The organism is Pseudomonas sp. BT76 TE3572 (assembly GCF_050435365.1).
Classification (GTDB): domain Bacteria; phylum Pseudomonadota; class Gammaproteobacteria; order Pseudomonadales; family Pseudomonadaceae; genus Aquipseudomonas; species Aquipseudomonas fluorescens_W.
In genome coordinates this window covers 975,804-989,132 of the sequence record NZ_JBNDKE010000001.1, presented here as the reverse complement: position 1 = coordinate 989,132, position 13,329 = coordinate 975,804, and the positions used below count along the sequence as shown (strand labels likewise).

The following is a 13,329-nucleotide window of genomic DNA, read 5'->3' as shown; positions in this document are numbered from 1 at the left end:
CACTATGAAAACCGCAACACTCGCCGCCCGCCGCTGGTGGTACATCATGCCGATCGTGTTCATCACCTACAGCCTGGCGTATCTGGACCGCGCCAACTACGGGTTCGCTGCCGCCTCCGGGATGGCCGCCGACCTGATGATCACACCGGGCCTGTCGTCGATGCTCGGCGCGCTGTTCTTCCTTGGCTACTTCTTCTTTCAGGTGCCGGGCGCGATCTACGCCCAGAAGCACAGCGTCAAGAAGCTGATTTTCGTCAGCCTGATTCTCTGGGGTGGCCTGGCCACGTTGACCGGGATCGTCTCCAACGCCTACTGGCTGGTCGTGATTCGCTTCATGCTCGGCGTGGTCGAAGCCGCGGTGATGCCGGCGATGCTGGTGTACCTGTGCCACTGGTTCACCCGTGCCGAACGCTCGCGCGCCAACACCTTCCTGATACTCGGCAACCCGGTGACCATGCTCTGGATGTCGGTGGTGTCGGGCTATCTGGTGCAGCATTTCAGCTGGCGCTGGATGTTCATCATCGAAGGTTTGCCGGCGGTGCTTTGGGCGTTTATCTGGTGGCGTCTGGCCGATGACCGTCCCGCACAAGCCAAGTGGCTGACCGATCAAGAGAAGCAGGATCTGCAAAGCGCCCTGGCTGCCGAACAGGTCGGCATCAAAGCGGTGAAGAACTACGCCGAAGCCTTTCGCTCGCCGAAGGTGATCATCCTGGCCCTGCAGTTTTTTTGCTGGAGCATTGGTGTCTACGGTTTTGTGCTGTGGCTGCCGTCGATCCTCAAGGCCGGCGCGCAGATGGACATGATCGAAGCCGGCTGGCTCTCCTCGCTGCCGTATCTGGCGGCGGTGATCGGCATGCTGTTGGTGTCCTGGGGCTCGGACAAATTGCAGAAGCGCAAACGCTTTGTCTGGCCGCCACTGCTGATCGCCTCGATTGCGTTCTACGGATCCTACGCGTTGGGCGCTGAACACTTCTGGTGGTCCTACACCTTGCTGGTGATCGCGGGTGCCTGCATGTATGCGCCGTACGGACCGTTTTTCGCCATCGTCCCGGAAATCCTGCCGGCCAACGTCGCGGGTGGCGCCATGGCGCTGATCAACAGCATGGGCGCGCTCGGTTCGTTTGGCGGTTCGTATCTGGTGGGCTACTTGAACAGCTCCACCGGCTCGCCGGGTGCTTCTTATCTGTTGATGAGCGGCGCATTGATGCTCTCGGTGGTGCTGACGATTTTCCTCAAGCCCGGCGCCAGTGACCGGGTCGTGGCCAAGGCCGTGGTGCAACGGTCGACGGCCGCTCATTCCTGAATTGAAGTTGAGATGACGACGATGAAAAAGCAGGTTGTGCTGTACAAGAAACTCTCGCCGCTGCTGATGGCTCGCCTGCACGAGCAGACCGAGGTGACGATGATCGACAACCTCAATGCCGACGGCCTGGCAACGCTGCGCGAGGCCCTGCCCCGCGCCCACGGGTTACTCGGTGCGAGTCTGAAACTGGATGCCGGATTATTGGATCTGGCACCTGACCTGGAAGCCATCGCCAGCGTGTCCGTGGGGGTCGACAACTACGACATCGACTACCTGACCGAACGACGAATCCTGCTCAGCAACACCCCGGACGTGCTCACCGAAACCACCGCCGACACCGGTTTCGCGCTGATCCTGGCGACCGCCCGGCGCGTGGTGGAACTGGCGAACATGGTTCGCGCCGGTCAGTGGAAGCGCAATGTCGGCCCGGCGCAGTTCGGCACCGATGTGCACGGTAAAACCCTGGGCATCATTGGCATGGGGCGTATCGGTGAGGCGTTGGCCCAGCGTGGGCATTTCGGTTTTGGCATGCCGGTTATCTATCACAGCCACTCGCCGAAACCGGCGGTCGAGCAGCGATTCAGCGCGCAATACCGAAGCTTGCCGGAGCTGTTGCAGCAGGCGGATTTCGTTTGCCTGACATTGCCACTGACTGCTGAAACCGAAGGGCTGATCGGGGCCAAGCAGTTTGCCCTGATGCGCCCCGAAACCATCTTCATCAACATTTCACGGGGCAAGGTGGTGGACGAGGCGGCGCTGATCCAGGCCTTGCGTGACGGGCAGATTCGCGCTGCGGGGCTGGATGTATTCGAACGCGAACCGCTGAACACCGACTCGCCGCTGTTGCAACTGAACAACGTGGTGGCGACGCCGCACATTGGCTCGGCGACGCACGAAACGCGGGAGGCGATGGCCACCTGTGCGGTGGATAATCTGCTGGCGGCGCTGGCGGGTGAGCGGCCGAAGAATCTGGTGAACACTGGGGCGTGGAAAGACTGAGGAATTCGGTGCCTGTCAGTCAGTCATCGCGGGCAAGCCCGCTCCACACATGGGATCTTTGGCGTTCACAAAACCCTGTGGGAGCGGGCTTGCCCGCGATGAGGCCATCAAAGCCAGTACAAATCTTCAGGCCCGACGCGCCTCCAGAAGGTTCGCCGCACACAACGCTATCCGCTGGCACGCATCCGCCAGCTTGCGCTGATCCACCACCAACCCCAACCGAATATGCCCCGCCGCGCTCGGACCGAACGCTTCACCCGCCAGCACCGACACGCCATAACCTTCCAGCAGCCGCTCGGCAAAACTCTGGGCACACAACCCGGTCTGGCGTACATCGATCATCACGAACATCCCGCCATCAGGCCGGATCGGCCGGATGCCCGGGCAATCCCTCAGGCTCGCGCACACCAGGTCGCGACGCTGGCGATACTCCTCGCGCATCAACGCCACTTCCGGCAGGTCCTCATCCAGTGCCAATTGCGCGGCGTTCTGAATGAAATCCGGAATGCCAAACAGCATGCATAACGACAGGTGCACCAAGTGTTCGGCCAAGGGTTTGGGCCCGATCACCCAGCCCACCCGCCAACCGCTCATGGCGTGGGATTTGGACAGGCTATTGATGGTCGCCGTGCGCTCGGCCATGCCCGGCAGGCTCGCCGGACTGATGTGCTCGCCTTCGTACAACAGATCGCTATAAACCTCGTCGCTGATCAACCACAGGTCGTGACGAATGCATAGCGATGCCAGTTCCTGCCAGACCATCAGCGGCAAACTGGCGCCGGAAGGATTGTTCGGACTGTTGAGCAAAATGGCGCGGGTTTTAGGCGTGATCAGCGCCGCGACATCCGCCGGATCGACCCGAAAGCCGTTCTCGGGACGCACCGCCACCGGCACCACTTTGGCTGCGCAGGCACCGAACACGCCTTCATAGGTGACGTACATCGGCTCGGCGACGATCACTTCATCGCCCGGGTCGAGCAGGCATTGCGCGACTGAATACACCGCACATTGCGCGCCCGGCAGCACGATCACATGATCGGCATCCACCGCTTGGCCACTGCGACGTCGATGACGGTTGGCAATGCTGTCGCGCAACCCCCGACTGCCACGAACTGACGGGTAGTGAGTGTCACCGGCCAACAAGCTATCGATGCACGCCTGAACGATGGGCTGCGGCGTATCGAAGTCGGGATCGCCGATCGACAGCAGTAGCACATCAACGCCCTGCTCGATTAATTCCAGTGCTCGGTCATGAATCTGCCAGGCCGCTGCGCCGTCACCGGCAATTCGTTTGGTCAAGGCTGAATAGCGCATGTAATTCTCCAGTCGCGCGGGTTCCAAGCCTCAACCCTATCTCAAATCACGAAACGCGCCACCATGGCATTTAAATCCACGGCCAGGCGCGACAGTTCGTGAGTGGCGGCGCTGGTTTGATTGGCGCCGGCGGCGGACTGGGTGGCCAGGTCGCGGATGTTCACCAGGTTGCGGTCCACTTCGCGGGACACCTGGGCCTGTTCTTCGGACGCGCTGGCGATCACCAGGTTGCGTTCGTTGATCAATTGGATCGACTGAGTGATCTGCTCCAGCGCAACACCGGCGGCGCGGGCCATTTCCAGGGTGCTCTGGGTGCGCTGATTGCTTTGCTGCATCGACGCGACCGCGTGGCCGGTACCGTTCTGGATGCCGGCGACCATTTTTTCGATTTCCTGGGTCGATTGCGCGGTGCGATGGGCCAGCGCCCGGACCTCGTCCGCCACCACCGCGAAACCGCGCCCGGCTTCACCGGCACGGGCGGCTTCGATTGCAGCGTTGAGGGCCAGCAGATTGGTCTGCTCGGCGATGGCGCGGATCACGTCCAGCACCTTGCCGATGTCGCGCCCCTGAGTGGCCAGGCCTTCGATCATCACCGAGGTGTTTTGCACATCATGGGTCATGGTCTGGATCGCGCCGACGGTTTCCACCACACGGTCGCGACCTTCACGTGCGGCCTGAGTCGACTGGTTCGAGGCTTCGGACGTCGACACCGCGTTGCGCGCGACTTCTTCCACGGCGGCGGTCATTTCGTTGACCGCGGTGGCGGCCTGTTCGATTTCGTTGGTCTGCTGTTGCAGGCCGCGGGACGCTTCTTGGGTGACCGTGCTGAGTTCTTCAGCGGCGGCACCCAGCTGGGTGGCGGAACCGGCGATCTGCTCGATGGTTTTGCGCAGGCTGGCCTGCATCGTGGACAAGGCACCGAGCAAACGGGCCGGTTCGTCCTTGCCATCGACCTCGATGACGTGGGTCAGGTTGCCGCCCGCAATGGTTTGCGCCGCCAGCAGCGCACGGTTCAGCGGTGTGACGATGCTGCGGGTCAGCAGCCAGGCCAGCAGCACGGTCATCAGCGCCGCGATGACCGCCACGGCGATGATGCCGGTAATCGCGCTGCGGTACAGCTCGCCCGCTGCGGCCGATGCGGCTTTCGCATCGGAATTATTCAGCGCCACCAGTTTGTTCAGCTGCTCGCCCATCTGGTCCGTACCGTCCTTGATCCGGGTGTTGATCAGCGTGCGCATCTCATCGAGCTTGTTCTGCCGCGACAGCTCCAGCATCTGGGTCTGGGCTTGCATGTAGCTGTCCAGCGTTGCCGTGAACGTCTTGTACAGCGCCGCTTCTTCCGGGGTGGCCGACAACGCGGCATAACTCGATTGTGCACTGCGAACCTTGTCGACCAGCACGCCAATACGCGTCTGGGCTTCCTGCAACGCGTTCGGATCACGGTTGACCAACACACGGAAAGAAAGAATGCGCAGACGCAGGACGTTTTCCGTCAGGTTACCGAGAAACCCGACGCTGGGCAGCTGCTTGGTTTCCATGTCGATGGAGGCTTGGTGGATGCTCGTCATGCGGTTCACGGCAAAGACACCCAGCACGATGACGAGCAAGGCAATGAAGGCAAAACCCAGGAAAGCTCGAGGCGCGATATTCAGATTACGCAGTGACATAGGATGACTCTCGGGTGATGGGGCTACGAGCATCCTTGCGTGATCGCTGAATCGCGGGCGGTGGCGCACGCGCGTTCAGTTTGGCGCCACTGTTGGAATAGGTTTTGTGTGCGCCTGATATCTGTATCGGCTGGGGATGAGGATTTTTGCGGGGCGTTGAGAAATATATTTCAAGTTTGGAACCGCCCCTCACCCTAACCCTCTCCCAGGGGGAGAGGGAACTGACCGTGTTGTTCTTCCGATGCTCTGCGACCTGAAAGTTTTGAGCCGAACTCAGGTTCTGAAAAGCATGGAGACCTGCAATTGCGAGTCGAACTCAGGCTCTGAAATCTATGGAGATCGCCTCCCTTTCCCCTCTCCCCCGTGGGGAGAGGGATGGGCGGGCGGCGTTCCGATGAGGGGTGGATCAAAAATCCAACGCAACTTTCAAGCCTTACGCAAAGCCACCCGCCAAACCCGCGCAACATCACTCGCCCGCTCCCGCAGCAAACGTGGCGCCTCGGCACACGCTCGCTCCAGCGTCATCGGCCCACTGGCCAAGGCAAACGCGGCATCGATGCCATGTTCATACAGTTCTTGATAACCCTCACCCAGCGTCCCGGCGAGGACGATCACCGGCACGCCGTGCTGCCGAGCAATTCGCGCCACACCAAACGGTGTCTTGCCACGCAGGGTCTGAGCATCGAAACGGCCTTCACCGGTGATCACCAGGTCGGCGCCCTTGATCGCATCGTCCAGGCCGACCAGTTCGGCGACCACGTCGACCCCGGCCTTGAACTGCGCCCCCAGAAACGCCTTGGCGGCAAACCCCAGGCCGCCTGCCGCGCCGCTGCCCGGCTCGTCACGTACGTCTTTGTTCAGGACCTCAGCGCAGCGTTCGGCAAAGTGCCCGAGCGCTCGATCCAGTTGCTCGACTTGCTCGGGTGATGCCCCTTTTTGCGGGCCGAAAATCGCTGAAGCACCGTGAGGACCGCACAGTGGATTGTTGACGTCGGCGGCGATGTCGAAGCGCACCTCGGCCAGTCGCGGGTCGATTTCACTCAGATCAATGCGGGCCAGCTGTCCAAGCGCCAGACCACCCGGTGCCAGTGTTCGGCCGTGTGCGTCCAGCAGTTTGACGCCCAAGGCTTGCATTGCACCCGCGCCGCCGTCGTTGGTGGCGCTGCCGCCAATCGCCAGAATGATCCGTTGCGCCCCGGCATCGAGCGCCGCGTGGATCAATTCGCCGGTGCCGAACGTGCTGCTGAAGCACGCATCACGCTTGCCCGGCGGAACCAGTTGCAGGCCACTGGCCTCGGCCATTTCGATGATCGCGGTGTGGCTCTGGGGTAGCCAGCCCCAAGCGGCCTCAACCGTTGCGCCGAGTGGCCCACGAACGGGGGTTTGGCGCAGTTCGCCCTCGCACGCCGCCAGAATCGACTCGACGGTCCCCTCCCCGCCGTCTGCCATCGGGCATTTGATCAGGAGCGCATCGGGCCAAACCTGCGCCAACCCCAGAGCAATGGCATCAGCCACCCCCTGGGCACTCAGGCTGTCCTTGAACGAATCGGGGGCGATGACGATTTTCATGCGAATTCTCCAGTTCCAATGCGTTCCATGCTGCCAGCAGGCAAGAACAATAACGCCGGTCCGCTGCACAAGCGGCCATGACGATTATTGTTCATTTCCACAAAACCTCTCTGTCCCTACACATTCCTTGTAGCAGCTGCCGAGCCTGCGAGGCTGCGTTCGGCTGCGCAGCAGTCGTAAATTCTGCAAGCACGGTTTACCTGATGCTCCGCGGCGCATGATTTCACGACTGCTGCGCAGCCGAACGCAGCCTCGCGTTGCTCGACAGCTGCTACGGGTTGGTGTTCGGTGCGTCGGTTTGGGGAAGGAGCTGGACGCCGAGGTAAAGCGCGAGCATTCCGTCCAGCCTTAACGGGTCAACACCGCTGAGCTCGGCAATCCGCTCCATCCGGTAGCGCAAACTATTGCGATGGATGCCCAGCGCATCGGCACACGCCTGGCTCTGGCCGTCGTGATCGCACCAGCTGCGCAGGGTCGCTAGCAGTTGACCATTGCCATCCTTGGCGATGACTTTGCGCAGGGGTTTGAGCAACTCGTCCAGCGCGTCGTCGTTGCGATGACGCCAGAGCATCACCGGCAACCGATAACGGTTGAGCGTCAGCAAACGCGAGTGCGGCAACACGTCTCGCCCATAAGCCAGCAAGTCGCCGACGCGTCGATAGCAGCGGCGCAATCCCGACAACCCATCGGCCTGCCCGCCCACGGCAATGCGCAGAATGTTCCAGCCGAGCCCATCGAGTTTTTCCAGCAGCCGATCGTTCTCGATCGCCTGGCTGGCCGGTCGGCACCAGAGCAACGAAGACTTGGCCGAACTCACGCACCAACTGTCCGGGTAGCGCGAGGTCAGCCAGGCGCTGAGCGCCTCGACGGTTTGCCCCGGACCGTGCTCCATCCCTAACTCGAACAGATACGGCACCCGCGTCATCTGCGGTTTGAGTCCCAGCTGCTGCGCTTCGTCGATCAGCCGCGGCGAATCTCCGGCCTCACTGAGCAGCAATGCCAGCAGATCGTCGCATCGCTGGCGCCGCCATTGCTGTTCAGCCTGCTGATTGCGCTGGCCGACCAGCATCTCGGCGGTCATTCGCACCAGTTCGGCGTAGGTGCGCAATTGTTCGGGTTCACCGGTGATGCCCAGCACGCCAATCAAGCGCTGATCGAGCAACAGCGGCAAGTTAATGCCCGGCTGCACGCCTTTCAAATGAATCGCGGTCTGGGCGTCGATCTCCACCACTCGCCCGTTGGCCAACACCAGTTGCGCGCCTTCATGGCGGGTGTTGACTCGCTCCGGTTCGCCGCTGCCGAGAATCAGCCCCTGGCTGTCCATGACGTTGACGTTGTACGGCAGGATGGCCATCGCCCGGTCGACGATGTCCTGGGCCAGGTCGTGATCGAGTTCGAACATAGCGGTGATCCTTGAAAGCGTGATGGAGCGGATTGTTCACCCGCACAGGCCTTGGTTGCAAACCCTGTGCTCAGGCACAAAGACAATGACCCAAGCGGTGGCCGAGACTCACCGGGCGGTCAACGTTACCCTTGCATCGCAAAAAATCATAATAAAGAGAGAGCCCGCCATGTCACAGAGCGCCGCCGCTACCCAGGCCATCGTTGACGAGAAAAACGCCGTCTACAAACGCATAACCCTGCGTTTGATCCCCTTCATTTTCATCTGCTACCTGTTCAACTACCTCGACCGGGTGAACGTTGGATTTGCCAAGCTGCAGATGCTCGACGCACTGAAATTCAGCGAAACCGTGTACGGCCTCGGGGCCGGGATTTTCTTTATCGGCTACGTGCTGTGCGGCGTCCCCAGCAACCTGGCCCTGACCAAATTCGGCCCGCGCCGCTGGATCGCGCTGATGATGATCGTCTGGGGCTCACTGTCGACCTGTTTGCTGTTCGTCACCACCCCGACCGAGTTCTACACCTTGCGCCTGTTCACCGGCGCGGCTGAAGCCGGGTTCTTCCCGGGCGTGGTGCTTTATCTCTCGCAGTGGTTTCCGACCTTCCGCCGTGGCCGCATCATGGCGTTGTTCATGTCGGCGATCCCGGTGTCCGGCCTGCTCGGCAGCCCGTTTTCCGGCTGGATTCTCAATCACTTTGGCGCAGGCCAGGCGGGTTTGGCCGGCTGGCAGTGGATGTTCCTGCTGCAAGGTATCCCGACCGTGATCCTCGGCGCCCTCGCCTATTTCCTGCTGAGCGACAGTTACGCCAACGCCAAATGGCTCACGCCGTTCGAGCGTTCGGTGCTGGAAGCCGACCACGCTGAAGACCTGGCCAACAAACCGAAAACCACCACTGACTCGCTGCTGGCGGTGTTCAAGAATCCGGCGATCTGGGCGTTTGGCCTGATCTACTTCTGCATCCAGAGCGGCGTCTACGCGATCAACTTCTGGCTGCCGTCGATCATCAAAAACCTGGGCTTCAGCGATAACCTGGTGATCGGCTGGCTCAGTGCGATTCCGTACCTGCTGGCGGCCGTGTTCATGTTGATGGTCGGCCGCTCGGCGGACCTGCGCAAAGAACGGCGCTGGCATTTGGTGGTGCCGATGCTCATGGGCGCGGTCGGTCTGCTGATCGCGGTGAACTTTGCGACTACGCCGGCCATTGCCATCCTCGGCCTGACCATCGCCACCATGGGCGCCCTCACCGGCCTGCCGATGTTCTGGCCGGTGCCGACTGCACTGCTCAGCGCGGGCGCTGCGGCGGGAGGTTTGGCGTTGATCAACTCCATGGGGCAGATGGCCGGGTTCCTGAGCCCGTATCTGGTGGGTTGGGTCAAGGACAGCACCGGGTCGACCGATGCAGCGCTTTACCTGCTGGCGGGCGTGATTGTTTGCGGGAGTTTGTTGGCGTTGCGCATGACACGTACGTTGCGGGTGTAACGCATTGATCGTTCCCACGTCTGCGTGGGAACGATCGGCACCCAATGTTCGATATTTCCGTTTGCCCCGCCCCACCATTCTGGTATTTGATTGGGCCTTTCCCTCACTGGTAAAAGGATTTCGTCATGAGCTATCGCACGCTGGGTCATTCGGGTTTACAGGTTTCCACCCTGACTCTGGGCACCATGATGTTCGGCGAACAGACCAGCACCGAAGATTCCCTGCGGATCATCGACAAGGCCTGGGACCAGGGCATCAATTTCATCGACACCGCGGACGTCTACACCAACGGCCGCTCCGAAGAGATCGTCGGCGAAGCGATTGCCGGTAATCGCCACGAATGGGTGCTGGCGACCAAGGTCGGCTACGGCCCGGTGGACGGCGTTCCGAACCGCACCGGCCTGAGCCGCAAGCACCTGTTCAATGGCATCGATGCCAGCCTGACGCGTCTGGGCACCGATTATCTCGACATCTATTACCTGCACCGCGAAGACCACAACACGCCGCTGGAAGTCACGGTGTCGGCCATCGGCGATTTGATCCGCCAGGGCAAGATTCGCTATTGGGGTTTGTCGAACTACCGTGGCTGGCGCATCGCCGAGGTGATTCGTGTGGCCGATCAACTGGGCGTCGACCGGCCGGTGATCAGTCAGCCGCTGTACAACATCGTCAACCGTCAGGCAGAAACCGAGCAGATCACCGCCGCGCAAAACTATGGCCTTGGCGTGGTGCCTTACAGTCCGCTGGCTCGTGGCGTGCTCAGCGGTAAATACGCGCCGGACGTGAAGCCAGACGCCAACAGTCGCGCCGGCCGCGCAGACAAACGCATTCTGGAAACCGAATGGCGCGTCGAATCCCTGCGCATTGCTCAGCAGATCCAGCAGTACACCCAGGGTCGCGGCGTGGGCATCGTCGAATTCGCCATCGCCTGGGTGCTGAACAACAGCGCCGTCACCTCGGCCATCGTTGGGCCGCGCACCGAAGAACAATGGGATGCCTACACTAAGGCGTTAGCGGTGAAGATTACGGCTGAGGATGAGGCGTTCATTGATTCGCTGGTTGTGCCGGGGCATGCCTCGACGCCGGGGTTTAATGATGTGAGCCACTTTGTGTCGGGACGGAAACCGCGTTCGGCTTGAGATTGTTCCCCTCACCCTAGCCCTCCCGAAACGTCGGACCGCCCAAAGGGAGAGGGGACTGATTGGGGGATGTTTGGCATATGCTTCGACCTGAAAGTCCCGCGTCGAATCCATAATCGAATAGGTCTTTCAGGTCGCAGAATTTCTTGAGGCCACTCGGTCAGTCCCCTCTCCCTTCGGGCGGTCCGACGTTTCGGGAGGGCTAGGGTGAGGGGACGACGGTTTGAAACTCTGCAGTGATGTTGAAAATATTGATCACTCGGCCAATATTCAGCACAAAAACCACGTATCCTGCGCGCCCCGTATGACCTTCAACCCGCGAGGACAGTTTGTCTAAAGGTATCGCTCTATCGGTTTCAGCCTCGGTGCTGTTTGCCGTCATGTATTACTACACTTCGTTGCTCAAGCCTTTGAGCGGCGTGGAAATCTTCGGTTGGCGAATGCTGCTGACCCTGCCCTGCATGACCGTGTTCATGGTGGCCTCCGGTGAATGGAAACGCGTGGCCGCCCTTTTTCGGCGGCTGGTTGGCCAGCCAAAATTGCTTGCCGGCCTGATCGTTTCCGCGACGCTGCTTGGCCTGCAACTCTGGCTGTTCATGTGGGCGCCGCTCAACGGCTATAGCCTCGACGTGTCCCTGGGCTACTTCCTGTTGCCGCTGTCCATGGTGCTGACCGGGCGGGTTGCCTATGGCGAGCGACTGTCTTACCTGCAAAAGGTTGCCGTGTTTTTTGCTTCCCTCGGCGTGCTCAACGAGCTGTATCAGGTCGGTGGTTTTTCTTGGGCGACTTTGCTGGTCGTCATCGGTTATCCGCTCTACTTCATCCTGCGCAAACGACTGGCGACCGACAACCTCGGCGGTTTGTGGATGGACATGGCCTTGATGTTACCCGTGGCGTTCTGGTTCGTTCAGGGCGGTGAGCAGGGTTTCGCCGTGTTCGATCAACACCCGTGGCTGTCACTGCTGATCCCTTTACTCGGCGTCATCAGCGCATCGGCGCTGGTGGTTTACATCATCGCCAGCCGACTGCTGCCGTTCAGCCTGTTCGGGTTGTTGAGTTACGTCGAGCCGGTGCTGTTGCTCGGCGTCGCGTTGCTGCTGGGGGAAAGCATCAAGCCCGGTGAGTGGCTGACGTACATCCCGATTTGGTTGGCGGTGGTGGTGTTGGTGTTCGAAGGGTTCAAACATATGGTCCGGCATCGACGAAAATCGATGTAGGACCGGCACGAAAAAGCCCGGTCAGCATTGCTGCTGACCGGGCTTTTTTTACATCTGAAACGGCTTAGTCGGTGGAGAGCACGCCACGACGAACCTGGTCGCGTTCGATGGATTCGAACAACGCCTTGAAGTTGCCTTCGCCGAAACCATCGTCGCCTTTACGCTGGATGAATTCGAAGAACACCGGGCCCATCAGGGTTTCCGAGAAGATCTGCAACAGCAGACGCTTGTCGCCCGACTCGGACGAACCATCCAGCAGAATGCCGCGCGATTGCAGTTGATCAACCGGCTCACCGTGGTTCGGCAAACGGCCTTCAAGCATTTCGTAGTAGGTCTCCGGCGGCGCGGTCATGAAGCGCATGCCGATGCTTTTCAGGTGATCCCAGGTCTTGATCAGGTCATCGCTGAGGAAGGCAACGTGCTGGATACCCTCGCCGTTGAACTGCATCAGGAACTCTTCGATCTGACCGGCGCCCTTGGACGATTCTTCATTCAACGGGATGCGGATCATGCCGTCCGGCGCAGTCATCGCCTTGGAGGTCAGGCCGGTGTATTCGCCCTTGATGTCGAAGTAACGGATCTCGCGGAAGTTGAACAGCTTCTCGTAGAAGTTGGCCCAGTAGGCCATGCGACCGCGATACACGTTGTGGGTCAGGTGGTCGATGATCTTCAGGCCAGCCCCGACCGGGTTGCGGTCAACGCCTTCGATGAACACGAAGTCGATGTCGTAGATCGAGCTGCCTTCGCCGAAACGGTCGATCAGGTACAGCGGCGCACCGCCGATGCCCTTGATCGCCGGCAGGTTCAGCTCCATCGGGCCGGTTTCGATGTGAATCGGCTGGGCGCCCAGTTCCAGGGCCCGGGCAAACGCCTGCTGGGCATTCTTGACGCGGAACGCCATGCCGCACACCGACGGACCGTGCTCGGCCGCGAAGTACGACGCAACGCTGTGCGGTTCGTTGTTGAGGATCAGGTTGATCTGGCCCTGACGATACAGGTGCACGTCTTTGGAACGGTGGGTCGCGACCTTGGTGAAGCCCATGATCTCGAAGATTGGCTCCAGGGTGTTCGGGGTCGGCGATGCGAATTCGATGAATTCAAAGCCCATCAGGCCCATTGGGTTTTCGTATAAATCTGCCATGGTTGGCGCCTCATCATTTTCTTGTCAATTAACGGATCGTTAGTTGCTAGCAATGCTGAGACCGGCGGGTGGCGCGCAGGAGATGCCCCGCACGCTGC

At 60.7% G+C, this 13,329-nt stretch carries 10 protein-coding genes; 5 read left to right on the top strand and 5 right to left on the bottom strand.

Annotation, left to right across the window (positions count from 1 at the left end):
- Positions 1-4: 4 nt before the first annotated feature.
- Both ABH912_RS04625 and ABH912_RS04620 read left to right on the top strand, forming a co-directional pair.
- Positions 5-1,303 (top strand): MFS transporter, encoded by a 1,299-nt coding sequence (locus ABH912_RS04625; protein WP_033055143.1) that lies wholly within the window; start codon positions 5-7, stop codon positions 1,301-1,303.
- A 21-nt stretch (positions 1,304-1,324) separates the two neighbouring features.
- Positions 1,325-2,302: a 2-hydroxyacid dehydrogenase gene (locus ABH912_RS04620; protein ID WP_429513046.1), complete on the top strand. Its 978-nt coding sequence runs from the start codon at positions 1,325-1,327 to the stop codon at positions 2,300-2,302.
- A 126-nt stretch (positions 2,303-2,428) separates the two neighbouring features.
- On the opposite strand, the gene ABH912_RS04615 is transcribed toward ABH912_RS04620, so the two are convergent.
- The 4 genes from ABH912_RS04615 to ABH912_RS04600 form a co-directional block, all read right to left on the bottom strand.
- Positions 2,429-3,616: a pyridoxal phosphate-dependent aminotransferase gene (locus ABH912_RS04615; RefSeq protein WP_429509740.1), complete on the bottom strand. Its 1,188-nt coding sequence runs from the start codon at positions 3,614-3,616 to the stop codon at positions 2,429-2,431.
- Positions 3,617-3,657: 41 nt separating this feature from the next.
- A complete protein-coding gene (locus ABH912_RS04610; protein ID WP_033055145.1) occupies positions 3,658-5,283 on the bottom strand; it encodes a methyl-accepting chemotaxis protein in 1,626 nt (541 codons plus the stop codon).
- A gap of 426 nt (positions 5,284-5,709) precedes the next feature.
- Positions 5,710-6,852, bottom strand: a complete 1,143-nt coding sequence (locus ABH912_RS04605; RefSeq protein ID WP_429509738.1) for a glycerate kinase — start codon at positions 6,850-6,852, stop codon at positions 5,710-5,712.
- 271 nt (positions 6,853-7,123) lie between these two features.
- Positions 7,124-8,254: a sugar diacid recognition domain-containing protein gene (locus ABH912_RS04600; RefSeq protein ID WP_429509736.1), complete on the bottom strand. Its 1,131-nt coding sequence runs from the start codon at positions 8,252-8,254 to the stop codon at positions 7,124-7,126.
- Positions 8,255-8,423: 169 nt separating this feature from the next.
- Between ABH912_RS04600 and ABH912_RS04595 the strand changes: the two genes are divergently transcribed.
- From ABH912_RS04595 to rarD, 3 genes are all read left to right on the top strand, one after another.
- Positions 8,424-9,734: an MFS transporter gene (locus ABH912_RS04595; RefSeq protein WP_429509735.1), complete on the top strand. Its 1,311-nt coding sequence runs from the start codon at positions 8,424-8,426 to the stop codon at positions 9,732-9,734.
- Between the two features lie 125 nt (positions 9,735-9,859).
- On the top strand, positions 9,860-10,873 hold the full coding sequence (locus tag ABH912_RS04590; RefSeq protein WP_429509733.1) for an aldo/keto reductase: 1,014 nt from the start codon (positions 9,860-9,862) through the stop codon (positions 10,871-10,873).
- 329 nt (positions 10,874-11,202) lie between these two features.
- Positions 11,203-12,090 (top strand): EamA family transporter RarD, encoded by an 888-nt coding sequence (gene rarD, locus ABH912_RS04585; protein ID WP_033055150.1) that lies wholly within the window; start codon positions 11,203-11,205, stop codon positions 12,088-12,090.
- 64 nt (positions 12,091-12,154) lie between these two features.
- On the opposite strand, the gene hppD is transcribed toward rarD, so the two are convergent.
- Positions 12,155-13,231, bottom strand: a complete 1,077-nt coding sequence (hppD, locus tag ABH912_RS04580; RefSeq protein WP_046054072.1) for a 4-hydroxyphenylpyruvate dioxygenase — start codon at positions 13,229-13,231, stop codon at positions 12,155-12,157.
- Between the last annotated feature and the right edge of the window lie 98 nt (positions 13,232-13,329).